This is a genomic window from Plantactinospora soyae, assembly GCF_014874095.1.
In the GTDB taxonomy this organism is placed as follows: Bacteria; Actinomycetota; Actinomycetes; order Mycobacteriales; family Micromonosporaceae; genus Plantactinospora; species Plantactinospora soyae.
Window position 1 is genome coordinate 3,164,899 of sequence record NZ_JADBEB010000001.1, and the last position, 25,009, is coordinate 3,189,907.

19 protein-coding genes are annotated in these 25,009 nt (G+C 72.7%); 12 read left to right on the top strand and 7 right to left on the bottom strand.

Features of this window, described 5'->3' with window-relative positions:
- The first annotated feature begins 130 nt into the window (after positions 1-130).
- From H4W31_RS14165 to H4W31_RS14180, 4 genes are all read left to right on the top strand, one after another.
- On the top strand, positions 131-3,529 hold the full coding sequence (locus H4W31_RS14165; RefSeq protein WP_192767086.1) for a cyclic nucleotide-binding protein: 3,399 nt from the start codon (positions 131-133) through the stop codon (positions 3,527-3,529).
- A gap of 9 nt (positions 3,530-3,538) precedes the next feature.
- The gene (locus tag H4W31_RS14170; RefSeq protein WP_130464803.1) at positions 3,539-3,754 is read left to right on the top strand and encodes a hypothetical protein; all 216 of its coding nucleotides are present in this window, start codon (positions 3,539-3,541) and stop codon (positions 3,752-3,754) included.
- Positions 3,755-3,844: 90 nt separating this feature from the next.
- Positions 3,845-4,807 carry a hypothetical protein gene (locus H4W31_RS14175; RefSeq protein WP_192767087.1) on the top strand — a complete coding sequence of 321 codons (963 nt, stop codon included), beginning with the start codon at positions 3,845-3,847 and terminating at the stop codon, positions 4,805-4,807.
- A gap of 250 nt (positions 4,808-5,057) precedes the next feature.
- Positions 5,058-6,383, top strand: coding sequence for an ABC transporter ATP-binding protein (locus H4W31_RS14180; protein ID WP_192767088.1), 1,326 nt, complete (start codon positions 5,058-5,060; stop codon positions 6,381-6,383).
- A gap of 68 nt (positions 6,384-6,451) precedes the next feature.
- Here H4W31_RS14180 and H4W31_RS14185 read toward each other — a convergent pair whose 3' ends face one another.
- A complete protein-coding gene (locus H4W31_RS14185; RefSeq protein WP_192767089.1) occupies positions 6,452-8,308 on the bottom strand; it encodes a serine/threonine-protein kinase in 1,857 nt (618 codons plus the stop codon).
- A 331-nt stretch (positions 8,309-8,639) separates the two neighbouring features.
- Here H4W31_RS14185 and H4W31_RS14190 point away from each other — a divergent pair, with 331 nt between their 5' ends.
- The 5 genes from H4W31_RS14190 to H4W31_RS14210 all read left to right on the top strand — a co-directional run bounded on the left by H4W31_RS14190 (position 8,640) and on the right by H4W31_RS14210 (position 15,734).
- Entirely contained in the window at positions 8,640-9,476 is an 837-nt protein-coding gene (locus tag H4W31_RS14190; protein ID WP_192767090.1) for a patatin-like phospholipase family protein, read from the top strand.
- Entirely contained in the window at positions 9,476-10,537 is a 1,062-nt protein-coding gene (locus tag H4W31_RS14195) for a 1-acyl-sn-glycerol-3-phosphate acyltransferase (protein ID WP_192767091.1), read from the top strand. The genes H4W31_RS14190 and H4W31_RS14195 overlap by 1 nt, the downstream gene beginning before the upstream one ends.
- A gap of 10 nt (positions 10,538-10,547) precedes the next feature.
- The gene (gene cutA, locus H4W31_RS14200) at positions 10,548-10,868 is read left to right on the top strand and encodes a divalent-cation tolerance protein CutA (RefSeq protein ID WP_192767092.1); all 321 of its coding nucleotides are present in this window, start codon (positions 10,548-10,550) and stop codon (positions 10,866-10,868) included.
- A 2,198-nt stretch (positions 10,869-13,066) separates the two neighbouring features.
- On the top strand, positions 13,067-14,548 hold the full coding sequence (locus H4W31_RS44755) for an SCO7613 C-terminal domain-containing membrane protein (RefSeq protein WP_404825710.1): 1,482 nt from the start codon (positions 13,067-13,069) through the stop codon (positions 14,546-14,548).
- A gap of 151 nt (positions 14,549-14,699) precedes the next feature.
- Positions 14,700-15,734 (top strand): fatty acid desaturase family protein, encoded by a 1,035-nt coding sequence (locus H4W31_RS14210; RefSeq protein ID WP_192767094.1) that lies wholly within the window; start codon positions 14,700-14,702, stop codon positions 15,732-15,734.
- Positions 15,735-15,821: 87 nt separating this feature from the next.
- On the opposite strand, the gene H4W31_RS14215 is transcribed toward H4W31_RS14210, so the two are convergent.
- Complete coding sequence (locus H4W31_RS14215) at positions 15,822-16,592, bottom strand: hypothetical protein (RefSeq protein WP_192767095.1); 771 nt, start codon at positions 16,590-16,592, stop codon at positions 15,822-15,824.
- A 191-nt stretch (positions 16,593-16,783) separates the two neighbouring features.
- Here H4W31_RS14215 and H4W31_RS14220 point away from each other — a divergent pair, with 191 nt between their 5' ends.
- Complete coding sequence (locus H4W31_RS14220) at positions 16,784-17,077, top strand: 4a-hydroxytetrahydrobiopterin dehydratase (protein WP_192767096.1); 294 nt, start codon at positions 16,784-16,786, stop codon at positions 17,075-17,077.
- Complete coding sequence (locus tag H4W31_RS14225; protein ID WP_192767097.1) at positions 17,074-18,225, top strand: FHA domain-containing protein; 1,152 nt, start codon at positions 17,074-17,076, stop codon at positions 18,223-18,225. Before H4W31_RS14220 ends, H4W31_RS14225 begins: the two co-directional genes overlap by 4 nt.
- A gap of 105 nt (positions 18,226-18,330) precedes the next feature.
- Here H4W31_RS14225 and rocD read toward each other — a convergent pair whose 3' ends face one another.
- The 4 genes from rocD to H4W31_RS14245 form a co-directional block, all read right to left on the bottom strand.
- Positions 18,331-19,542: an ornithine--oxo-acid transaminase gene (rocD, locus tag H4W31_RS14230; RefSeq protein ID WP_192772094.1), complete on the bottom strand. Its 1,212-nt coding sequence runs from the start codon at positions 19,540-19,542 to the stop codon at positions 18,331-18,333.
- On the bottom strand, positions 19,542-20,402 hold the full coding sequence (gene ddaH, locus H4W31_RS14235; RefSeq protein ID WP_192767098.1) for a dimethylargininase: 861 nt from the start codon (positions 20,400-20,402) through the stop codon (positions 19,542-19,544). The genes rocD and ddaH overlap by 1 nt, the downstream gene beginning before the upstream one ends.
- Before the next feature lie 357 nt (positions 20,403-20,759).
- Entirely contained in the window at positions 20,760-21,512 is a 753-nt protein-coding gene (locus tag H4W31_RS14240) for a DUF308 domain-containing protein (RefSeq protein ID WP_192767099.1), read from the bottom strand.
- Between the two features lie 151 nt (positions 21,513-21,663).
- Positions 21,664-22,389 (bottom strand): cellulose binding domain-containing protein, encoded by a 726-nt coding sequence (locus tag H4W31_RS14245; RefSeq protein ID WP_192767100.1) that lies wholly within the window; start codon positions 22,387-22,389, stop codon positions 21,664-21,666.
- Between the two features lie 227 nt (positions 22,390-22,616).
- Between H4W31_RS14245 and H4W31_RS14250 the strand changes: the two genes are divergently transcribed.
- On the top strand, positions 22,617-23,372 hold the full coding sequence (locus tag H4W31_RS14250; protein WP_192767101.1) for a hypothetical protein: 756 nt from the start codon (positions 22,617-22,619) through the stop codon (positions 23,370-23,372).
- 21 nt (positions 23,373-23,393) lie between these two features.
- On the opposite strand, the gene H4W31_RS14255 is transcribed toward H4W31_RS14250, so the two are convergent.
- Positions 23,394-24,956 carry a DUF1349 domain-containing protein gene (locus H4W31_RS14255; protein ID WP_192767102.1) on the bottom strand — a complete coding sequence of 521 codons (1,563 nt, stop codon included), beginning with the start codon at positions 24,954-24,956 and terminating at the stop codon, positions 23,394-23,396.
- Positions 24,957-25,009: the final 53 nt, after the last annotated feature.

The window sequence follows — 25,009 nt, forward strand, 5'->3', positions numbered from 1 at the left end:
CCCCTTCCTAACACCTCAGCCGCGGGTACGGAACGACGCCGGTTAATGTCGGGTAGCGGACGCGATTACACCCCGGGCGGATCGACGCTTTACTCTGCATGCCGCAGCGACACGCGGAGGGCAGAGGTCAGTGGCCGTCGTCGAGAGCCGGGTGAGCGTCTGGGAGGCACTGGCCGGCCGTGCACCGGGCCGGCCACTGGGTCCGGCCGAGCCGGGAGTGTGGAGCGCCGTCGTCGAGCGGCTGAATCCCGCCCGGGCCCGACCCGTACTGCGACCCGACATCGAGGCCGCCGAGCTGGTCTCGGTACGCGGGGTCCCGTACGTCATGCTGCGCTCTCCCGACGCCCGGGGTGACGCCTGCTACCTGCGGCTCTCCCCGCAGGAGTGGCAGCTGGCCGGGCTGATGGACGGCTCCCGGACGGTGGCCCGGCTGGTCGCGGAGTTCGCCCGGATCGCCGGCCGGCTCGCCCCGGACCAGGTCACCCGGGTCGTCGCCGACCTGGCCGGCAACCGGATGCTGGCCGAGCTTCCGGTCGACGCGTTCCGCCCGCTCGACCGGGTGCACCGGCGGCCGTGGCCGGTACGGCTGGGCCGCGGCCTGCTGGCGGCGGCCAAGGGGCAGCGGACGGTGGTGGCCGACATCGACCGGCTGGTCGACCTCGTCTACCGGGGCGGCGGCCGGCTGCTCTTCACCCGGGTGGCGGCCGGAGTACTCGGCGTCGTGGCGGTTCTCGGACTACTGCTCTTCGCTTGGACCTGGTGGGCCGGGGACCAGTCGCTGTTCCTGACCGACGGGTCGTACGCGGCCGGCGCGGTGGTGCTGGTCGGACTCAACGTGCTCGCCCTGGCCTGCCACGAACTGGGGCACGCCCTGGCGACGAAGCACGCCGGACGCCGGGTACCGGCCGCGGGCTTCCTGGTCTACTTCGGCATCCCGTCGGTCTTCGTCGACACCACGGACGTCTGGATGGCCGGCCGCCGGGCCCGGATGCTCACCACGGCGGCCGGGCCGGCCGCCGGGCTGATCCTGGCCGGTCTCGCCCAGCTCGTCGGTCTGTTGGTGCCCGAGACGGCGCCGTGGACGTTCAAGCTCGCCTTCGCCTGGTACCTCAACGCGCTGTTCAACCTGAACCCGTTCCTCGCGTTGGACGGCTACTACCTGCTGATGGACTGGCTGGAGATACCCAACCTGCGCTCGCGCGGCCTGGCACACGTGCTTGCCCGGTTGCGGCGCCGGCCACCGAGCTGGGCCCAGCTCGACCGGGAGGGCCGGCTCGTCGCCCTGTACGGCACCCTCGCCCTGCTCTGGGTGGTGATCGCGGTCAACCTCGGTTGGCGGATCTGGACGGACCGGGTCGCCGGGCTGGTGCTCGGGCTGTGGCGTTCCGGCTGGCCGGCCCGGCTGCTGTTGTTCGCCGTGATCGCCGGCCTCGCCGCGCCGTTGGTCTACCTCGCGGTCGGCTGGTTCGCCGCCCGGTTCCGATCGCTACGCGGCCGGTGGATCGAGCGCCGCCATCGGAGTGACCTGCCCCGCCGGCTGGACGCGCTACGGAACTCGTCACTGGGGCGGCTGCCGTCGACCACCCTCGCCGATCTGGCCGCGCGGGCCCGGTGGGTACGGCCGCGTACCGGTCAGCACCTGGTCTTCGCGGGCGCCGCCCAGTCGACCGTCTACCTGGTCGCCGACGGCGCGATGGAGGGCCGGCGCCCGGGGGACCCGGGCGGGCTGGTCCGGCAGCGGCTCGGCCCGGGCGGCGTGATCGGCCTGGCCAACGCGCTCACCGGGACCCCGGCCACCCTGGACTGGCACACCGCCGGCACCGTCCTGCTCGGCATGCCGGCGGCGGTGGTGGTCGCCGGGGTGGGCCCGCTGCCCGGACCGCCCCTCGCCGACCGGGCCGAGGCCGAGGCACTCTTCGCCGAGGCACCCGCGCTGCGCGGACTCACCGCCGAGGACCGGCTGGGTCTGGTCGCCGGCGCCCGGGTGGTGGCGCTGGGCGCCGGGGACCCGGTCACCCTCGCCGGGGCGAACGACGCCGTCGTGGTCGAGTCCGGGGTCATCGAACTGCCCGACGGCACCCAGCTTCGCAGGGGTACGGTGATCGGCCCGGCCGGCGAGGGCGAACCGGGTACGGTCGCCACCGCCCGTACGCCGGTGCGGATCTGGGCCCTGCCGGCGGTCACCGGCCTGCCGCTGCTGTTCGGCGCCCCGGCCGAGCCGGTCAGCGCGACCGGCGCCAGTACGCCGGGCAGCGCGCCCCGGACGGGCGTACATCCGGGCGCCGGTTACCCGCCCCTGGCCGCGCCGCCCGGTCCGCCCCCGTCCGGGGTGGACGACGACGTCGACCGGCGGTTCGAGCGGCGGCTCTGGTGGCTGGTCCTGCTCTTCCTGCTGCTGGCCCTGCTCGCCAGCGCCAGCAATCTGATCCCGGGGCCCGCATGGGCGGAGATGCCCCGGGACCGGGCCCTGCTCGCGGCCGAGCGGGGACGGCTCGTCGCGACCGTCGACGGCCGGAGCGTGACCCTGGCCGAGGGGAGCCGGATCTATGTCGGCGACGGTGACCGGATCCGGGTGTCTGCCCGGTCCCGGGGTCTCCTGACGTTCCAGGGCGGGTCGACGGCCACCCTCTGCGCGGGTGCCCGGACCACGGTCGGCGCCCTCTGGAGCGACGGGACGCGGACGATCACCCCGCACGGCCGGCTGACCCTCGACGCCGGTCGGATGCTCGCCGACACGGAGAGCCCCAGCCCCGCCTTCGCGCCCCTCGCACTCCTGGTGAACCGGCCCGCCGGTGGGATCAGCAACCGGGGCCCGGCCCGGTACACGGCCTGGACCCGGAGCATCGAGGTCTCGGCCGGCGAGGTACGCGTCGCCGGGATCCGGCAGGAGGCCAGCGGCCGGCCGTCCCGGTGCGGTGCCGACGACTCACCGGAGGGTACGGGGCCGGGCGGCACTCCCGGTGCTCCCGAGTCGACCGGTCCCGGAACCACGACACCGACCCCGACGCCGAGCGTCGGACCCTCCCCGACCGCCTCGGCCACGCCGACGCCGGTGCCGACGACGCCCGGCGCGAACCCGACCACCCCGGCCGGTACCCCGAGGACGACCGGTCCTCCGGTCACGCCGCCCCGGACGACGGCCCCACCCACCACCACCGTCCCGACCACGCCATCCAGAGACGAAGCCGGGCCGACCTTCTCGGGCGTCTTCGCCGAGCCGACCAGCATCTCCCGCCCCTCCTGCGGACCCGACGGGGTGGCCACCATCGGCGGATCGGTCGCCGACAACGTCACTCCGGGTTCGGAGATCAAGATGACCGCGAGCTGGTCTCTCGGAGAGGGGGACGGCGGCTCGGTGCAACTCAAGCGCTCCGGCGAGTCGTTCCAGGGTGACGTCGTCGTCCCGTACCGCAGGGAGAACAGCCAGGGCGGGACGATCGGGGTACAGATCGGGGCGGTAGACGCCGCCGGTAACTCGTCGGAGACCAGCCTGACCATCAACCTGGAATCGTGTGGGACCGTCGGATGAGGAGTTGCCGTGCTCTGTTGGTTCTGTCCGAAGGCGGCCCGGGGCGGGTGCCGGTTCTGTGGGCGCGGCGTCTGTGAGGACCATGCCCGGTTCGGGCCGTATCTGCTCCAGGTGCACCGGTCGGAGGCGCGCGGCCGGGCCGAGGGGCTGGTGGTCGAGGACGCGTTGCAGTGCGGTACCTGTCGGCCACGCCCACAGCCGGTGCCAATGCCCGAACTGGACTGATCGGCCGTAGTCCGGGCCGACCGGTCGGGGGACTGCCCGGATGGCACGTCGGCGTTAGCGTGGGTAGGCCGGCGTACCGAGGGGGCTACCGTGAGTGACTTCGATGTCGTACTGGAGCGGCTCGTCGCCGACCCGGCGTTCGCGGCCGCGTTGTCCGTCGACCCGGTCGGCACCCTCGCCGGTTACCGGCTCGACGCGGACGAACTGGCCCTGCTCCAACTGCAACTCGGCGACGACGTGGGTGGACAGCACGGCGTCGAGACCCGGGCCAACCAGTCGAGCCTGTTCGGCATGTTCACCCCGCTGGTCGGGCTGGCCGGCGCGCTGCCCGCCGTCAACGAGATCGGCACCAGTGGGCTGGGCCGGCCGTCGGCTTCGGCGGAGGGCTTCGGCACCGCCGTACCGGTGCAGGGGTTGGGTGCGACGTCCGTGCCGGGCCAGGGTTTCGGTGCGGCGCCGGTTCCCGCCTCGGGCGCGTTGGCCGGTCCGGTCGACGGCTTCGGTACGGCTCCGGGATGTGCCGCACCGGCGGTCGAGGCCGGAGCGGGAGCACCGGTGGGTGGACTCGCCGGGCTGGGTGACGAGATCGGCCGGTCGATAGGGTCGGCGACCGATGCCGCGCTGGCCGCCCCGGGCGGTGGCCTCGGTGCGACGCTGGCCGATCCGGCTGCCGGACTGGCCGCCGCGCTGGCCGGTGCCGAGACGGGCTTCGGGGCCGCCGACCCACCGTTCGACGTCGAGCCGCCGTCCGATGCCGAGCCGGCCGTACCGGACGGGTACCGGACCCGGGTCGACATCGACGGCGACGGGGACTGGGACCGGCACACCCTGCACGGGCGGGCCGACGGCGGCGTGGACATCCTGGTCGACGCCGACCGGGACGGCCGTACCGACTTCGTGGGCCACGACCTCGACGCCGACGGTCTCGTCGACATCGGCGAGTACGACAAGAACCGCGACGGCTTCTTCGAGAAGCGGATGTACGACGACGACGGCGACGGCTGGATGGACCGGACGGTACGGGCCGAGCCACCGGCCGATTCCGGGTACTGACGTCCAGCCCGCCCGCCCGGGTGACGGGGCGGTGGAGCGACCGACACCACGCCGGTCGGTCGATCCGTTGTCGTTCCCGAGCGGGACAACATGTCGGGCGACGCCGTGGCAGTATGCCGTCCGACGTACCGTGCGGAGCCGCCTGGCGCATCGGATTTCGCCGTCCGGCGCACCGTGCGTGGCCGTCCGGCGCAACAGGACTGGCGCGTGGACCGCACTGCCCTGACGATGGCGACAGGAGGTGGTCGCCGTGGTCAGCATCGCCACCGACCGGCTGACAAAGGTCTTCCCCGATGGCACCGTCGCGGTCGACGGAGTGAGCATCGAGATCGGCTCCGGGGAGTTCGTCGCCCTGCTCGGGCCGACCGGGTGCGGCAAGTCGACGATCCTGCGCCTGGTCGCCGGGCTGGAGGAACCGACCAGCGGCCGGGTACTCATCGACGGGGAACCGGTGCGCCCGGACGCGGGCTGGGACCGGCGGCTGTCGATGGTGTTCCAGGACTACGCGCTCTATCCACATCTGACGGTCGCCGAGAACATCGGCTTTCCGTTGACGACCGGCTCGGAGACCCCGTCCGACGCGGCCAGGCGGGTCGCGGCGGTCGCCGACCAGCTCGGCATCACCGGACTGCTCCGCCGGAAACCCCGACACCTCTCCGGTGGGCAGCGGCAGCGGGTCGCGATGGCCAGGGCCATGGTGGGCGAGTCGCGGGCCTTCCTCCTCGACGAGCCGTTGTCCAACGTGGATGCGGGACTTCGGGCGGAACTGCGGGCCGAGGTGGCGGCGCTCGCCCGCCGGCTGGCCATGACCACGCTCTACGTCACGCACGACCAGGTCGAGGCGATGACGATGGCGGACCGGGTCGCGGTGCTGCGCCGGGGCGTACTCCAGCAGATCGGGCCGCCGGACGAGGTCTACCGGGATCCGCACACCCTGTTCGTCGCGGCCTTCCTCGGTACGCCTCGGGCGAACCTGGTGCAGGCCGCCATCTTCACCTCCGACGACGGAGTGCTGCTCGACCTCGGCTCGCAACTGATCGAGCTGCCGGCCGACGATCCCCGGGTTGCGCCGTTGCGGGATCGGCACACCGACCGGGTGACCCTGGCGCTGCGCGCGGACGCGTTGACCCCGGCGGCCCCGGAAGCGACCGGGCCGGTGCTGCGCGGGGTGGTCCGGTTGGTGGAGAACCTCGGCCACGAGGCGTTGGTGCACGTCACGACCGGCACCGTGCCGACCTCTGCCGCCCAGTCCCGGCTGGAGCATCCGGCCACCGGTCACCACCTCTCCGAACTGCTCGCCGAGGACCTGCCGGCCGGACATCCGGTCCGGGACCGGTTGGCCCGGATGATCCCGCACTCCCGGCCCGAGCAGCCGCCGGCGACGGCACGTACGGAGTACGGCTTCTATCCCGTGTACGACCCGGAACTCGGTGACGAGCCGCCGACTTCGGGCGAACTGGTGGTCCGGGTACCGGCCGGCGTCCTGCCCCGGACCGGGGAGCCGATCGTGCTGGCCGTGGACCTGGACCGGTTGATGCTGTTCGACGGGGCGGGAAACCGGATCCGGCTGGGCTGAACCGCCGGGTGGCGCCGGTTCAGCACCGCAGTGGTGGCGAGCCGGCGCCGGGCCCGGATCAGCGCGAATCAGGCCGCCTGGGCCAGCCGGACCAGGGCGGCGTCGAGCTGTTCGGCGTACTCGGGTGAGATCGAGCCCTCGTTCCGGCGTACCACGACCTTCTCCCGCATCAGCGTGACCTGCCCGGCCAGGTCGCCCGGTCCGGCCGCCAGGCCGGACCGGAGGTTGCGCAACTGGTTGCGGAGGTCGACCCCGGCGTGGTCGCGGATCGCGCTGGCCGCCACCCCGTCGTCGACGAGCTGGTCGAGCCGGGCGATCGCCTCGTTGATCGGCGGCGGGTCGGGGTCGGTACCGCCCGTTCGCGGCGGCGGCAGCGCCGACTGCGGCGCGGTCGGGGTCGGCGCCGACGGACCGGACGACGGCGCCGTCGGTTCCGGTGTTCCACCCGGCCCGGCGGTGGTGGCACCGCCGCTCGGCCTTGATGCGGGATCGCCGCCGAGCGCGGAGCCGACGACGACCGCGACGGTCAGCACGACCAGCGTCGCGGCGGCGAACAGCAGGACCCGGCCGGGCCGTGGCGGCTCGACCGCCGGCCCGTTCGCCGGCTCGGCCGGGCCGGCGGGAGGTGGTCCGGGTGGCACCGTCTCCAGTGCCGGCGGACCGGCCGGCGGCGGGTGCGGCGTCCCCGGTCCGGATGTCCGCGCCGGACCGGCAAGGTCCGCCGGGCTCCGCGGCCCCACTGTGGTGGTCGGCCCCGTCGTCCCTGGTACCGCCGCCGGCTCTGGCCGATTGGCCGGAGGCCCGTGCGGCGGGGCCGGGGCCACCCCGTGGGCGGCGGCCGGATCCGGTCCGGAGCTGGTGGCCGCTGCGGGGCTGGTGGCCGGTCCGGGGCTGGTGGGCGATCCGGGGCTGGTGGGCGATCCGGGGCTGGTGGCCGGTCCGGGGCTGGCGGTCGCCAGGGCCGGCGATCCGACACCGGCGGCCAGGGCCGCCGAGGACGGTCCGACGGCCGACAGCGGCGGGGCGGCCAGCCGGGCCGTCGGCACGGTGCCGGACCGGGGGTGGCCCACCGCCGCGACCCGGCGGGGATCGGCGGCCAGCAGCTGACCGCGCAACGCCTCGCCGACCTGCGCGGCCGTCGGCCGCTCCGCCGGCTCGCGGGCCAGACAGCGCAGGCAGAGATCGGCGACCACGGGCGGCAGATCGGGTACGCCGGTGAGCGTCGGTTCGCCGCCCTCCTCCAGCGCCCGGGTCAACTCCTCCCAGGTGTCGGCCGGAAAGGGCACCCGGCCGGTGAGCGTCTCGTAGAGCAGCACGCCCAACGAGTACGTGTCGGTGGCCGGCTGGGCCGGCAGACCGTCCAGCCGCTCCGGTGAGACGTACGCGGGAGTACCGAACGTCTCGCCGTCCTCGTCCTCGTCCGGGGCGCCGACCTGGGTGGCGATGCCGAAGTCGAGTACCTTCGCGCCGGTCGCGGTCATCATGATGTTGGCCGGGGTGATGTCCCGGTGCACGATGCCGAGTCGGTGTGCCGCCGCCAGGGCCTCGGCCACCTGCGCGCAGATCTCCACCGCGGTCATCCAGGGCAGTGGGCCGGCGGTGAGTTCGGCCTTCAGTTCCTCGCCGGTCAGCAGCTCCATCACCACGAAGGCGGTGATCCCACCGTCCGGACCGACGGTCTCGCCGTAGTCGTGCACGGCGGTGACGTGTGGGTGCACGAGTTGTGCGGCGGCCCGGGCCTCCTCGCGGACCATCTCCCGGAACTTGGTGTCGGCGGCGAGTGACGCGGCGAGCACCTTCACCGCCACCACCCGGTCCAACACCTCGTCCCGGGCGCGCCAGATCACGGACATGCCGCCGGCACCGATCCTGTCGATAAGCCGATACCTGCGGGCGAGCAGGCCGCCCGCCTGCAACGCTGCCATCGTTCGTCGCACCTGCCTGGGAAGTCGGGAGTCGCATCAGGCCGTGTGGTGGGTCGTATCAGGCTCCGTGACCGGCAATCGTCTGTCAACGCTGGGTTTGCCGCCCGGACATGTACGGCCCGAGGCCGAAGTCCAACCCCGGCAACATCGCCTGTCGCCCGCCCGGATGCCCGGCCCGGGATGTCATGTTTCGTCGGGCGGTCCCTCCGCTGCGCCGAGCGGTCGTCGTCGATCCGGCCGGCAACCGGCACACCGACGGGCCGGTGGTCGTCCCATGGCCGTGTCGACCACCGCCGGGTCGGACTGGGCAGCTCGTGCCAGGATGAACAACATGGTCAGCGGTCCGGTGGCGTTCGTACTCGGCGGTGGTGGTGTGCTCGGCGCCGTCGAGGTCGGCATGCTGCGGGCACTTTTCCGGGCCGGTATCCAGCCCGACCTGGTGCTCGGCACCTCGATCGGGGCGGTGAACGGGGCGCTCGTCGCGGCGGACCCGTCGGAGTCGGTCACCAACCGGCTCGTCCGGCTCTGGGCCTCGCCCGAGGCCAGCGAGGTGTACGGCGACTCGATCGCCCGGCAACTCCGGCGCTTCGCCGCCCGTACCCACCTGCACTCGCCGCGCCCGCTGCGTCGGTTGCTGGAGGCGGAACTCGGCGAGACCACCACGTTCGCCGATCTCAAGGTGCCGTTCCGGTGCTGCGCGGCCAGCATCGAGCGGGCCGCCGAACACTGGTTCAGCACCGGTCTGGTGGTGCCGGCCGTACTCGCCTCGGCCTCGGTACCCGGCCTGCTGCCGCCGGCCCGGATCGACGGTGAGCACTTCGTCGACGGCGGCATCGTCAACTCGATCCCGATCGGCGAGGCGGTGAACGCCGGGGCCCGGCAGATCTTCGTACTCCAGGTGGGTCGGATCGAGCGCCCGTTGAGCCCGCCCCGCCGGCCCTGGGAGATCGCCCAGGTCGCGTTCGAGATAGCCCGGCGGCACCGGTTCGCCCGGGAGATGGGGGCGCTCCCCGACGACGTGGACGTACACGTGCTGCCGACCGGGGGACTCGGGCCCCGGGACGACACGCCGTGGGCGTACCGGGACATGGCGGCGGTGGGCCGGCGGATCAGCCGGGCCTACACGGCCTCCCGGCGCTACCTCGCCGAGCACGTGGACCTCGGCTGATGCCACTGCCACCCAGGTGGGTCCGGCGGCTGCTAATCGGCCCCGGTACGGTGCTGCTCGCCGTACTGGTGGTGACCACGCTGCCGGTGTGGCTGATCCTCGCCGCGGCGATCTCCCCACTGGTTCCCGGCTACCTCCGACCGCTCCGGGTGCTCTGGCTGGGGATCGTCTACCTGCTCTGGGACTCCGCCGCGTTGATCGCGCTGTTCGGGCTCTGGGTCGGCTCCGGCTTCGGCTGGCACAAGCGGTCCCCGGCGTTCCAGCGGGCGCACTACGTACTGGCCGGCTGGTTTCTGACCTTCCTTTTCTGGCAGGCCCGGTGGACGCTGCGGCTGCGCATCGACATCGTCGGGACCGACCCGGACACCGCGTTGCCCGGACGCCCCGAACTGGTGCTGTGCCGGCACGCCGGGCCGGGTGACTCGTTCATCCTGATCCACGCGCTGGTCAACTGGTTCGACCGGGAACCGCGGATCGTGCTCAAGGACACGTTGCAGTGGGATCCGGCCGTCGACGTACTGCTGAACAGGCTGCCCAACCGGTTCATCGCGGCACGGGACCGCCGGGCGCGACAGGTCGGCCCGACCGAGCGGGGTGGACCACCCCGGGAGACCCTGATCGAGCAGATCGGGCACCTGGCCGTCAACCTCGACTCCAACGACGCGTTCGTGATCTTTCCCGAGGGTGGCAACTTCACCCCGCGCCGCCGTCTCCGCGCCATCGACCTGCTGCGGTCCCGGGGGCTCGACGAGATGGCGGAACGGGCCGAGGCGCTGCGGCACGTGCTCGCGCCGCAGCCGGGCGGCGTACTGGCCGCGCTGGACGCCGCGCCGGACGCCGGGGTCATCTTCGTCGCGCACACCGGGCTGGACCGGATGCTGACCGTGGCCGACGTCTGGCGGGAACTGCCGATGGACAAGCGGATCGTGATGCGATTCTGGTCCGTACCGCCGGACGAGGTGCCGGCCGGTCGGCAGGAACGCATCGACTGGCTGTTCGACTGGTGGGCGCGGATCGACGAATGGGTGGATGCGCATCGGGACGACGGTGATCCGACATAGGCTGCCCGGCGTGGATCAGATCTGCATCGTGACGACCGTGGTGGACGCGCGGGCCGTCGCGGACGTACTCGCCGCCGCGGCGGTGGCCGGTCGGCTGGCGGCCTGCGCACAGGTGAGTGGACCGGTGGACAGCACCTACTGGTGGGAGTCCCGGATGGAGACCACCCGGGAGTGGTCGGTGCTGTTCAAGACCGCGCCGGACCGGCTGGAGGCTCTCATCGACCAGGTACGGGCCGCCCACCCGTACGAGGTGCCGGAGGTGCTGGTGACCTGGGTGGAGGGTGGCAACCCGGACTACTCCACCTGGCTGCACGAGCAGACCCGTCCCTGACGCCGCCCCGGTACGGGGTACCCGCCCCGGGGTAGGTACGCGCACTCTGTGAGCCGGTCCTCCGGTGCCGAAGCATGGGCAGCGTGACCGCTTCCGCGAACGCGTACCCCTGCCCGGTGTGTGGGGCCGGGGCCGACCTGGCGACCGGGTGCCCGGGCTGTGGCCGGGTACCCGATCCGAACGCCGCCGAGGTGATCCGGCTCGACGCGGAGATCGTCGTGCTGGTTCCCCGGGTGGAGCAGGCCCGGCAGGCGTACCTGGGTCTCGACGCCTCGCTGCGGCACCTCCGCCAGCGCCGCGACACGCTGGCCGAGCGGGTCCGCGCGGCGGCCGCCGCCGCCCGGACCGCCGCCCCCGCGCCGCCCGGAGCCGCCGCCTCGCCCGGAGCCGCCGTGTCTCCCGGAGGCGCCGTGTCTCCCGGAATCGCGGTGTCTCCCGGAGCCGCCGTGTCTCCCGGAATCGCGGTGTCGGCCGGCGCGGTCGTGTCGGTCGGTGGGCCGGTCGCCGCGGTCGGGACGCCGGTACGGCCGGAGGCGTCGACCCGGACGGTGCAGAACGTGCTCTTCGTCCTCGGCGGGCTGCTGGTCGGCGCCGCCGCGATCGTCTTCACCGTGGTCGCCTGGGCCACGCTCGGGATCGCCGGGCGTGCGTTGATCCTCGCCGGGCTCACCACCCTGGCCCTGGCCGTGCCGGTGCTGGCCCGGCGTCGGGGCCTCACCGCGACCGCCGAGACCTTCGCGGCGATCGGTCTGCTCCTGGTGGTGCTGGACGGGTACGCGGCGTGGGCGGTGGGGCTGTTCGCCGTGGACGATCTGCCGGGGGCCCGCTACGCCGCGCTGGTCGGGGGGGCCAGCGCGGCGGTGGCGGCCGGCTACCGACGGCTGACCGGGCTGTCCGCGCCGTGGTTCGCCGGCCTGCTGCTGATCCAGCCGGTCGCGCCACTGCTGGCGTACGACGCGGGGCTCGGCGCCGCCGGCTGGGCGCTGGCGTTCGCCGCCCTGGCCACGGTGAACCTCGGCATGACCCGGGCCTGGAGCGGCGAGGGAACGGCGGAACCGGTCGACCTGGTCCGCCGGTCCGTCGCGTGGGCCGGGTACGCCTTCGCCCTGCTGGCGTCCTCGCTGTGCGGGCTGCTGGCACTGGTCACGATGGAGGGTCCGGCCGACGTGCTCGCCGGGGGCCCGCTCCTGGTGACCGCTCTGTTGCCGATCGCGGCGGCGCTGCTCACCCGGCACGTCGGCTTCGGAGCGGCGGCCGGCGGGGTGTTCGTGGTGGTGCTCGCGATCGCGCTGGTCCGCGCGGTGTTCGAGTCGCCGTGGCCGACGCTGGGCGCCAGCGCGGTGCTGGTCACCGGTGTCGCCGGCCTGGTCGCGGGGACCGCCCGAATGCTGCCGGCCGGGGTACGGATCGGCCCGCGCGTCGGTGGGCTGGTCGTCGTCTCGGCCCTGGCCGGGGTCACCGGGGTGATGACCCTGGCGGTGGCGGGCACCGTGGTACTCCGATCGCAGCCGGTCTGGCGGGCGGACCTGACGCCGGTCGCGGAACCGTTCGACTGGCAGCTTCCGGTGGCGCTGCCGCTGACCGTGCTGGCCCTGCTTCTCCTGGTGCCTCGGCGGGCCTGGCTGCCGGTCGTACTGACCGGTGCCGTGGGCACCGTGCTGGCGGTGCCGACCGCGCTGCCGCTGCCGTGGTGGTCGGTGTCCGCAGTGGACCTGGCGATGGCCGCCGCGTTCGCGCTCGCCGCCGTGCGGCCGGGCCGGAGCGGCCGGAGCATGCTGCCGATGGCCGGTGCCGCGTTCTGCCTCGGCGGGCACGCGCTGCTGGTCGGCCTCGCCCGACCGGCCGGTGCCGCCGCCGTCCTCGGCGGACTCGTGCTGATCGGGGTGGCGGTCGCGCTGGCCGCACTCCGGCCCGCCGGTCTCGTACCCGACCGCCGGCGGGTGCTCGGCGGGACCGGGCTCGCGGTCGCGGTGCTCGGCACGCCGGCCGCCGTCACGCTGGGGCTCTTCGCCGCCGACGTGCCGCCCTGGTGGCAGGCGCGTGCCGCACTGGCCAGCGCCGTGCTGCTCTGCGCCGGAATCGTCGCGGTCCGTCGAGGAGTTCCGCACTATCTGCCGTACGCCGGTGCGGCGCTGTCCCTCGTCGCGCTGCCGGTCGGCCTGTCACCGGCCCTGCCCGGGGTCGGTGAACCACCGGGGATGTACGCCGCCGGGGCGCTGCTGCTCACCGTCGCGGTGCTGGCGCTGAACCGGGCCCGGACGGTCTCGCCGGCCGGTGGCCCGTTCTCCGTACCGCCACTGGTGTCCGGGGTGATCCTGCTGGGGCGGGTCGGCGTGCTGGTCGTACCGGCCGTCGCGGCGCTGCTCGTCGGGCCGTACGGCTGGCTGGGCCGGATCTGGTCGGGGCAGCCGTCCGGGGTCGGGCTGCTGCCGGGCGACTGGCGCCTGGACGGGCAGGTCGCGCCGACCCTGTTGCTGCTGACCGGAACGGCGGCGGTGGTCGGCTGGGCCTGGCGGGCCGCGCTCCGGCCCGCGCTGCTGGTGGCGGTGCCGCTCGGGGTCACCACGGCGCTGGTCGGGCTGGCCGCCGCCGGTGCCCGTTGGCCGGTCGTGCCGGCGCTGAGTCTGCTGGTCGGGTTGGCCGCGCTGCTTCTGGTGGCGCTCGGTTGGCGGGTCGTACGGCCGGCGCGGGTCGTCGTACCCCTGGGGGTGGCCTTCGCCGGTGCGGGGCTGGCCGGGCTCCTGCCGACGAAGGCCAGCACGCTCGCCGGGCTGGGGCTGGTGGTCGCGGTCGGGTTGACCGCCGGAGCCGTCGGCCGGCCGGGGGTGGCCCGGGTGCCGGGCTGGCTGACCGCCGTCCTCGCTGGTACGACGCTGGCCGTCGCGGGCCCGCTCGCCGCCGACCTGCCGCTGCGGGTCGCCGCGCTGGTGGTGCTCGGCGTCGCGGCCCTGACGCTGGCCGGCGGAGTGCTGCTGACCGGCGGAGTGCTGCTGTCCGGCCGGACCACTGCGGCCCGGCGGGTCGAGGCGGCCCCGGTCGAGGTGGCCAGCCACGTCGTCGCGGCGTTCGCGCTGGCGCTGACGATCGGCGAGATCCGGCACGCGGCGGCGGTCTGCACGCTCTGGGGCGTGGCTCTCGGGCTGCGCGCGCTGCGGCCGGCCGAGTCGGCGGCCCGGCGCTGGGCCCACGCGGCGGCGGCCGGTGGGGCGGAACTGCTCGCGACCTGGCTGCTGCTCTCGGCCGCGCGGGTGGCGCTGGTCGAGGCGTACACGCTGCCGGCGGCGGCACTCGGGCTGCTGGCCGGTTGGCTCGCGCTACGGGCCTGGCCGGACCGGAGCAGCTGGCTGGCGTACGGCCCGGGGCTGGGCGCGGCACTGCTGCCGAGCCTGGTCTCGGTGCTCGTGGCCGGGGACCAGCCGTGGCGGCGGCTGCTGCTCGGAGCCGGCGCGCTGCTGGTGGTGCTGGCCGGTGCGCAGTGGCGGTGGCAGGCTCCGGTGGTGCTCGGCGGCGGCGTGCTGGCCGTGCTGGCGCTGCGGGAGATGGCCGACGTCTGGGACCGGCTGCCCCGGTGGATCTTCCTCGCCGCCGGTGGTTTCGTGCTGATCGGTCTCGCGATGACCTACGAGCGGCGGCGCCGGGACCTTCGCCGGTTGCGGTCGGCGGTCGGCCGGATGAATTGATGGGACCCGGTCTCGGACGGCTGTGTGGTGGGGCTTACCCTACCCCGGATACGGGGGCCTTCGGGGTTACGGAGTGCGAGCGTCCTCCGGAGACTTGGAGATCAACGCTCGCCAAACCGGCGTGGCGAAAAGCGACGTTGGGAGCTGAAATATGGCGGTCACTGCGACGGCGGAGCCTGCCGTTCGGCGAGGAAGTGACTACTCACAGTTATCTCGTCGGATCAGCCAGGCCGGTCTGCTGGAACGCCGTACCGGTTGGTACGTGGCCCGGATCGCGTTGACGTTCGGCCTCTTCGTCGCTGGCTGGGTGGCCTTCGCCCTGGTCGGGGACTCGTGGTGGCAGACCCTCGTCGCCGTCTTCCTCGCCGTCGGGACCACCCAGGTCTCGTTCCTCGGACACGACGCCGGACACCGGCAGATGTTCCGGAACCGCCGGGCGAGTGACGTGGCCGGACTGGTGGCCGGCAACCTGGCGATCGGGCTGAGCAACGGCTGGTGGATCGACAAGCACAACCGGCACCACGCCAACCCGAACCACGAGGACGACGATCCGGACGTCGGTGCGGGGGCCCTGGTCTGGACCCACGAGCAGGCGCTGGAGACCCGTGGGTTCGGCCGCTGGATGGCGCAGCGGCAGGCGTACCTGTTCTTCCCGCTGCTGCTGCTGGAGGGCCTGAACCTGCACGTGTCGAGCATCCGGGCGATCTTCGACGGAACGCCGATGCGGCACCGCAGGGTCGAGGCGCTGCTGCTGGTGGTGCACACGATCGCCTACCTGGGCGTGGTGTTCACCGTGCTGTCGCCGGTACGCGCGCTGGTCTTCATGGCCATCCACCAGGGGCTGTGGGGGCTGTACCTGGGCTGCTCGTTCGCGCCCAACCACAAGGGCATGCCGATGCCGACCGCAGGGGAGGAGCTGGACTTCCTCCGCAAGCAGGTACTGACCTCGCGCAATGTCCGGGGCGGGGTGATGGTCGACTTCGCGCTGGGCGCCCTCAACTACCAGATCGAGCACCACCTGTTCCCGAGCATGCCGCGGATCAACCTGCGCAAGGCCCAGCCGATCGTCCGGGAGTACTGCGCCGAGCAGGGCATTCCGTACGAGGAGACCGGGCTGTTCGACTCGTACCGGCAGGCGTTGCAGCACCTGCACTACGTCGGTGAGCCACTGCGGGCCGCCCGCTAGCGGAGCCGTACGCCGCACCGGTGCGGCGGAACGTCGGGGTGCCGATCGCGTACGTGGCGATCGGCACCTCCGCATGTCGGCAAGGGTTCAGGCGTCCATCATGCCGAGCAGGGAATCCGGCATCTCGACCACGTCCGAGGCCTTCGGCGGGGTGATCTCGACCGGCTTGCCGAAGTTGTCGTAGCTGACCCGCATCTCGCCGAGCAGTGGCGACACGCCCTCGGTGGCGACCGACATCTCGACCAGTCGGCCCTGCGGGTCGACCTTGGCGGTGAACGGGACCGCCTTCACCTTGTCGCCGAACATCTTCAGCGACTCGGGGTCGGCCGTCGGCGACTTGGTGAGGTCGAGGGTGCCCTTGAAACCGAGGTCGCCGTCCCGCTCGACGTCAACGATCCCCTTGATCAGGTTGTTCGCGCCCATCGGGTCGCCCTCGGGCATGATGTCCAGGGTGCTGCCATCCTTGATCTTGGAGGCGTCGACCCGCATCCACTCCTTCGGCAGCCCCGGGATGCCGCCGTACTTGACGTAGAGGTTCTCGGCGAGCAGGACGATCTTGAAGTCCATCGACGCCTCCGGGGCGGCGACCTTCATCGCGAGATTGGCCTTCTTGCCGGCCGGGTCGACGGCGCCCTCCGCCGACATCACCGACATCTTCAGCCGGATCGTGAACGTGTCCTCGTTCAGCTTCTTGACCGAGGCCGAGAGTTCGTCGGCCGCGCTGACCTGTCCCGCCGGGCTGCTGCCAGTGCCGGAGTTCCCGTCGGAGCCGGCCTGGACGTTGCAGCCCGCCGCGCCGACGCTCAGCGTGGCGAGCAGTGCCAGGCTGGCGACCGCCAACCGTCGTCGAGTTCCCATCAGTTTCTTTCCTCCCCCGAAACAATGGCCACGCGCAGTTGCCTGCCGTGGCCGGACCCGCGACAGCGTAACGACGGTGCGCCACTCCCACCTGGTAAATACCGCCCGCCCGCACGCCGCCCCGGGGGTACCTCGGAGCCGTCCGACGCGGTTGGTCACCACCGTCGTGGCCTCGGCGGTAAGGTCTGGCCATGGCAGAGGTGCTGGACGCGGAGGCGGTGCGGGTCGGGCTGGACGGGCTGGACAGCTGGACCGGTGACCCGGCCGGCATCGGCCGTACCGTGGAGTTGCCCGGATTCCGTAACGTGATTGACGTGGTGGACCGGGTCGCGGTGGTCGCCGAGGAACTCGACCACCATCCCGACATCGACATCCGGTGGCGCACGGTGATTTTCCGGTGCGCCACCCATTCGGTGGGTGGAGTTACCCGACGCGACATCGAGTTGGCGCGGCGTATCGACGAGATCGTCCGGGGAGCGGCGTGAGATTTGAGATTAGTAAGGTCCTCGACGCGATCGAGGGCCGGGTCAGTACGGATCCCTCGCTGGTCCGGGCGGTGCTCGACCTTGCCGAGGTGGTCCGGTTCCAGGACCTGGACGGCGGCCGGCCGGCCAGCACGATGCGGCTGGGCATGGTCATCGACGCGCTCGGCCGGCAGCTCGAAGAGGACAACGTCACGGTGTACGCGGTGGTGCACCGCGCGCTGCTCAGCGACGCCGACCTGACCTCGAACGAGCGCATGGTGGTCCGGCGGTGGGCCGACGACGGACTGGTCGAGGTGCTCAACAATCCCGGTGACCGGATGCTGGAGGTCGCCGACCTGCTGGGCCTGCCGGTGCTCAGCCGGGGCCGCTACGAGGGCCAGGCCGGGCGTTTCCCGTGGGTGACCGGGCAACCGGGTCGGCTGCTCGCCCCGCTACCGGGCGCGGGCGGCCCGGTCCTGATGGCCCGGGTGAAGGGCAACGGACCGATGCCCACCGGTCCCTCGCCGAGCGGGCGGAAGCTGCTCGCCCGGACGTGGCGCTGCAAGGAGCCCGGCTGCGTGCTGTTCGGCGGTGGCGGCGGCGGTGGCGCGTTCGCCGACCTCGCCGAGATCGACCGGAAGCCGAGCGGGCAGCCGCCGCCGACGCTGCGTACCGGAATGCCGATGTGCCCCCGGCACGAGCAGCGACTCACCGACGCCGGACCCCGGCCCACCACCGAGGTCCTCTCGGTACGGATCGGCGGCATGGTCCGGCGCCGGTTCGTGGTCACCGCCGAACAGCCGGTGGTGGTCGGCCGGGCACCGGACGAGTCCGGCGGAGTCCGGCTCGGCCAGTGGCTCAACGACGAGGCGCGACGGTGGATCAGCCGCAGCCACGTACGGTTCGAGTTGCGCGGCGGCGACCTGGTCGCACAGGACGTGAGCACGAACGGCTCCGGCGTACGCCCCGGCGGGAACATGGACGAGGCCGAGCGGGTCCCCCTGGCCCGCCAGCAGTCCCGGGTGATGCGCAGCGGCGACATCGTGGAGCTGTACCCCGGGGTTCAGGTGGGCCGGTCCAGCACCTGGAACGCGGGCGGCATGACCAATCCGACGTCGGTGATGGCCGAGGCTCCCACCATGGCGATGCGGGTGGTCGACCGCGCCTGACCGATTCCTGACCCGAGGCCCGGCTGCCGCGCTGCCGCACCGAGTGCGCTTCGCGCGGCAGCCGCGGCCCGCCAGGCCGAGGCCCAGCCAGGCCAGCCTGCGTGTTCAGTGCAGCACTGCGGAGAGCTGCACGACGGCGTGGTCCAGCTCGTCGGCCTGCACGACGAGCGGTGGCGCCAACCGGATCGTCGACCCGTGCGTGTCCTTGGCCAGCACCCCGCGCTCGGCCAGCCGCTCGCACGCCTGCCGCCCGGTCATCAGCGCCGGGTCGATGTCGATGCCGGCCCACAGTCCTCGGCCCCGGACGGCGACCAGACCGTCGCCGATCAGGCCGCGCAGCGCGCCGTGCAGCCGTGCTCCCAACTCCGCCGACCGGCGCTGGAACTCGCCGGTGGCGAGCAGCCGGACCACCTCGGTGGCCACCGCACAGGCCAGCGGGTTGCCGCCGAAGGTCGAGCCGTGCTCCCCGGGACGCAGTACGCCGAGGACGTCGGCGTCGGCCGCGACCGCCGACACCGGGATGATCCCGCCGCCGAGCGCCTTGCCGAGGACGTACATGTCGGGCTTGACGCCCTCGTGGTCGCAGGCGAACGTCTCGCCGGTCCGGCCGAGCCCGGACTGGATCTCGTCGGCGACGAACAGCACGTTCCGTTCGGTGCAGAGCCGGCGTACCCCGGGCAGGTAACCGGGGGGCGGCACGACGACGCCCTGTTCACCCTGGATCGGCTCCAGCAGTACGGCCACCGTCGTCTCGTCGACCGCCTCGGCCAGGGCCGCCAGGTCGCCGTACGGGACGATCCGGAACCCCGGGGTGTACGGCCCGAAGTCGTCCCGGGCGTCGGGATCGGTGGAGAAGCTGACGATGGTGGTGGTACGGCCGTGGAAGTTGCCGTCCGCGACCACGATCGTGGCCTGCCCCGCCGGTACGCCCTTCACCCGGTAGCCCCACTTCCGGGACACCTTGATCGCGGTCTCCACCGCCTCGGCGCCGGTGTTCATCGGCAGCACCAGGTCCTTGCCGCAGAGCTGGGCCAGTTCCCGGCAGAAGTCGGCGAACTGGTCGTGCACGAAGGCGCGGCTGGTCAGGGTGAGCCGGTCGAGTTGGGCGTGTGCGGCGGCGATCAGTGTCGGGTGCCGGTGCCCGAAGTTCAGTGCGGAGTATCCGGCCAGGCAGTCCAGGTAGCGCCGCCCGTCGACGTCGGTCACCCAGGCGCCCTCGGCCTCGGAGATCACCACCGGCAGCGGGTGGTAGTTGTGCGCGGTCCAGCGCTCCGCCTCGCGTATCGCGGCCGGGGTGCGCAGGGTGTCGTCCACGATCACTTGGTCGCCTCTCGTTCCCGCAGCACCAGGGTGCAGCACTTCGGTCCGCCGCCGGCCTTACGCAGCTCGGACAAATCAACGCCAATTGTGTCGTATCCCCGGTCGCGGAGCGCGGCCGACAGTCCGGTGGCCTGAGCGGGAAGTACCACGTGCCGCCCGTCGCTCACCGCGTTCAGGCCGAGCACCTCGGCGTCGGCCGGGCTCGCCAGGACCGCGTCCGGGAAGAGCCGGCGCAGCGCCGCCTGGCTACCGGGGGAGAACGCCTCCGGCAGGTACGCCACCGTCTCGTCGTCGAGCACGCAGAGCGCGGTGTCCAGGTGGTAGAAGCGCGGGTCGACCAGTTGCAGCGTGATCACCGGCCGGCCGAAGACCTCCTGGAGGTACGCGTGTGCGGCGTGACTGGTCCGGAACCCGGTGCCGGCCAGCAGCAGGTCGCCGACCGGCAGGATGTCGCCCTCGCCCTCGTTGACGTGCTTGGCGTCGTACACCTCGAAGCCGGCCCGGTCGAGCCAGCCGGCGTACGCGGGCGCCTCGTCGGCCCGCTCCGGGTCACGGAACTGCACCGCGAGCGCGCTGCCGTCGATCACCGTCGCGCCGTTCGCCGCGAACACCATGTCGGGCAGCCCCGGAAGCGGCTCGATCTCCTGCACCGTGTGGCCGAGATCCAGGTACGTCCGCCGCAGCGTCTCCCACTGCCGGATCGCGAGCGCCGGATCGAGCGGGGCGCCCGGGTCCATCCACGGGTTGATCGCGTACTCGACGGCGAAGTACGTCGGCCGGCACATCAGATAGCGCCGGTGGACGGGCAGGCGGGTCGCCCCCGGCCCGTCGAGTACGGTCGTCGATTCCAACGTCATGGTCCTGCTCCCAGCGGATCGGGCGCGCCCGGCCTCCTCTCGGCCCACGGGCTGGCGCTGACCCAACGCTATGTGCCACCGGCGTCCGAACCCACCGCCAAAACTTGCTTCCCATCGCTATTCGTTGCGTCTGCGCCCACCCGCACCCCCAATCCGTTGCGTGAGGGTCCGGGATGGGCATTGTCATCGCTCCTGGAGAACGGAACGGCCCCGCCCGACGGGGGTCGGACGGGGCCGGACAGCACTTCGGGGGCGGCGATCACGCCACCCCCGAAAAACGTGCGCTCTGGCAGTGAACCACTACCGGCCAGCGGGGCCAGAGCGGTGCACCACCGCTCCGCGGATATAACTACCCGGTCAGAACCGGTCCACAAACTGTGAGTCAAGCCACTCGCGGAAGCGTACGACGGTGTCCCCGTCGGTGGTCGGCCAGTCGAACTGTCCGGTCATCGCCAGCACGCCGACGACGACGGCACCGATCCCGAGGCAGATCCCGATCAGCGCGTCGGACTTGCCGGCGACGTGCCGGCGGGCGGTTGCCGAGACACCGCTGACGCCCAGCAGCAGGGCGATGGTGCCGAGCGCGATGCCGTACCCGGCGAGGGCACCGGTGAGCACGAACCCGGCGGCGGCCACCCCGAAGATCAGGCTGAGCGTGGCGAGCATGCTGGCCCGGGGACGGGGTCCGGCCGGTACCACGACCTCCGGCCGCTCCTCGGTGCGCGGCGTGCGCTCGCCCAAACCGTGCTCGGCCTCCGGCCGGCGGTCGGTGTCGGACCCGTGGTTAGTCTCCGGCGTACCCGGGGGAGCCGGTCGGGTGGTGGTGTCCCGTTCGGCGACCGCGCTCCGGGCGCGTTGCGTCGGCGACTTCGTGACGCCGTCGTCGTCGGCCCGGACGGGGTCGGTACGGGGCGCCGTACGCGTGGACCCGGCATCGGTGACCGTGGTGTCACCGGCCTTGACCGTGGTGTCACCGGTCGTCGGCGTGGTGTCACCGGTTGTCGGCGTCTCGTCCCGGGCGTCGATCCGACCGTCGCGGTTCTCGTCCCGGGGTGGCGTCGGCGTCGACGCCGGCTCCGAGTGGCGCGAAAGTGAAGGAATCCTGACCACAGCACACCTCCTGATAAGTGCGTGGAGCCCTGTCTCTGGCGCCAACGCAGCAGCTTCGATCGGTGTACCCCGATGCCGGTTCCGTCACACCTCGACGGAACTCAGGTGGCAGGACGTCGGAGCCGGACGTCAGGACGTGCGCCGGTGGAATCTAGTCGTCGTCGACCTGGGTGATGGTGACGGTGTCGGAGACGTAGCCCGGATAGGCGAGCGTGAAGACGACGGCGTCGTCGACCGCGTCCGGGTCCTGGACGCTGTACACGCTGAACGACTGCGGGGTGCTCCAGTTCGTCGAGTTGAAGATCAGCACCACCGGCGGGCTGGCCCAGTGACCGGTCCCCTGCATCGTCATCCGGAGACCGGTCGACCCGGTCGGCGGATGGCTCAGCCGTATGGTGAACGAACCACCGCCGCCCTCGGCCACCGAAAGCGAGGTCGGCTCGGCGATGACCGCCGGCGGCTGACCGGCGAGAACACAGGCCACCCCGTCGACCCGCCAGTTGGTCGGTGGCGTGTTGACGCCGGTGTAGGTGCCGCCGAAGCCGAACGCGAGCGTTTCGCCGGTCGGGATCGGACGGTTCCACTCGAAGCCGTGGCCGGTCACCTGGGCGCCGCTCTGGCTGATCTCGTAACCCCAGCCGTTGGTGATCTGCTGGTTGCCGGTGAAGGTCCACTGGACCGTGGGATTGTTCCAGGTGTCGCCGAGGTTCCTGATCTGCGCGTTGCCGAGGAAGCCGGTGCTCCAGTCCGACGAGGTGTAGCTGACCTCGCAGGCGATCGCGGCCCGCGCCGGGTCGGCGGGTGCGAGTACCGCCACGGCGGCCAGGGCCAGTGCGCAGGACATTGTGGACCAGCGGCGTAGAGAGTTGACGTTCATCGGTCTCCTTCGCTAGTAGGCGCGGTGACGGCGCCGCCGGAGCCCTTTCGGCGGCGAAACACGCATGGCCTGCCCCGCGAATCATCGACAGCTTCCCATGTATCGAGACGAATCGAAAGGTCACTGCCGGTTTGGTTGACCCTGAGAACCCGGTCGCCTCCGCGTCACCGTCAAGGCGTAGCCTTTCCGCTCGGCAGTTCGGACGAATGCTGACACAGGGGGAAGTCATGACGGCGGAACGGGGCACTTCCTTCGTGGGGCAGGCGGGTCAGTTCGTCGGGGCCACGGTCGCCCGGGTGACCGCCGCCCCCGCGCCGGGCGCGTTCTCCGATGTGGACACCGCCGGAGCCGGGCGGTTCGTCCAGGCATCGCCGACCGTGGGTGGCGGCGACCAGAGTTCCGCGCCGAGTGCCGAGCCGGCGAGCCGGCCCGGCGGTGCACCGGCCAGTGTCGGGGCGGTGCTGACCGCCTTCGTCCTGATCGGTGGCGCCGGGGTGGGCTCGTGGGCACTCTGGAGCAGTGGTGGCGGCGGAGAGGTAATCCGGCCGCCGGACACGGTCGCGGTCTTCGGCATTCTGATCGTCTTCGCCGCCGCGATCGAGCGGATCCTGGAACCGTTCTCCCGCTGGCTGCCGGGACGCCGCGTCGAGGCCGCCGTACAACGTACCGAGACCGAGTTGGCGAACCTGTCCCGCGAGGCGACTGCGACGGAGCAGGCGGCGCTGGCCGGGCTCCGGGAGCGGGCCGACCGGGGCCGGGGCAACCGCACCATCGTGGCCTGGGGGATCGCGGTCGCGGTCGCGACGCTCGCCTCCACGGCCGGCGGGTTCTACCTGTTGCACGCGATCGCCGGACCCGAGTGGAAGGGTCTGCCGGTCTGGATCGACGGCATCGTCACCGGGATCATGGTCGGCAGCGGCACCAAGCCGATGCACGACCTGATCAGCCGAATCCAGCCGGGTGGCGGCGGAGCCCGTCCGTAGCCGCCGACGCCCGACCGGACATCACCTCCATCCGCCCGGCGGCTGCGCCGCGTCGGTGCGCGGCCGGGCGACTCCCAGCCCGAGTGCGACGGCGGCGTAGCCGCAGAGCACGGCGAACCCGGCCCACCACGGCAGCGGGAAGTACCCCGCCGACGGCGCATAGTGGGCGAGTACCTGTGGAAACTCGTGCACGGTCTGCTGCACGGCGAAGCCGGCCGCGGGAGTGAGCCGAAGCAGCCATTCGGCGACACCGTCGGGCAGGAGCGGCAGGGCCGCCAGGACGTACGGGACGACGACTGCCGAGAGCGCGACCAGGACCGCCACCCAGGTACGCCGGAACAGGGCGCCGAGGGCGAGCGCGAAGACAGCGGCAACGGCGAGCAGCAGGGCGACACCGACGACGACCCGTACCTGCGTGAGCGCGGGTACCGCCAGCACCGCGTTGCCGTTGTCACGCAGCACGTGCGTGCCGAGCGGCACCACGACCCCGGCGGCAACCAGACCGGCGAGGAAGGTGACCGCGCCGACCACGACCGCCCTCGCCACCAGGAGCCGGCCACCCGGCGGCACGGTCCCCGCCGTACCGGGCCGGTGACCGCCGATCCCGAACCGTACCGCCGGCACGACCAGCACCATCAGGCCGATGGCGAGGCCGACCAGGGTGTCCTCCACGTTGTGGCCGCCCGCCGTGCCGACCGGCCCGATGTCACCGGAGCCGGTGACGGTTGCGGTGCCGTTCGACTCGACGAGGCCGGGCGGTCGGTGCTGACGCTCCCAGTCCGTGTTGCCCATCTCCCCGACGCTGCCGTGGCTCCACCGGTTCGCGGACGCGTCGCCGGCCAGGGTGATGTTGTCGAAGACGGCACTGGCCTGGGTGAAGCGCGACTCGACGATGCTTCCGCCGAGTCCGGTGGGCCGCAGCGTCAGGTCTCCCGGCGACGTGGCGAACAGTCCCACCCGCACCGTACGCGGAAGCCCGGGGAGGCGGGCCGTTCCGACCGTCGTCCAGGACGCGCCGTCGGTCGACTCCTGACCGGTGATGGTGTCCCCGGCGCGGGTCAGGCGCAGCCAGCGGGGCGAGGAGGCCGAGACGCCACCCGTACGGCCCGCCGTGTCGTGGACGTAGTCGTACTGCATCCGGACGCCGTGGCTGCCCGTGACCATCAGCGCCGCGTAGGACGAGCCCTGCCCGGTGCCGTCCTTGACGATGATGCCGGCCTTCGCCCAGGGAACGAGGCCGGGAACGATCTCGTCGTGGTCCGGCGGTGGATAGGTGATGGTCCCGGTCAGCGAGGTCATCCGGGCGGTGATGCTGCCGTTCTCCCCCAACGGCTGGTGTGCGAAGTAGAACTGGTCACTGACCATCTGACCCGAGGGCCCCACGGGATCGGTCGGGCAGGCGACCTCGGCCGAACCTTCGCTGCACGAGGCCCGGTTGACGACCCCGACGAGGAGGCCGAGCAGGATGATGAGCAGCGTCGCGGCCGTCAGCGCGATCAGGCGTCCCCGGCTACGAAATGTGATCCACTCCTGGCGTACCAGAGCGGTCAAGGGCCCGGTGCGGGCTTCGTCGGTTGCTGGCATGCGTCCGGTTCTACGGACTCTTCGGTAACACCATCGGAACTGCCGCTGTCATG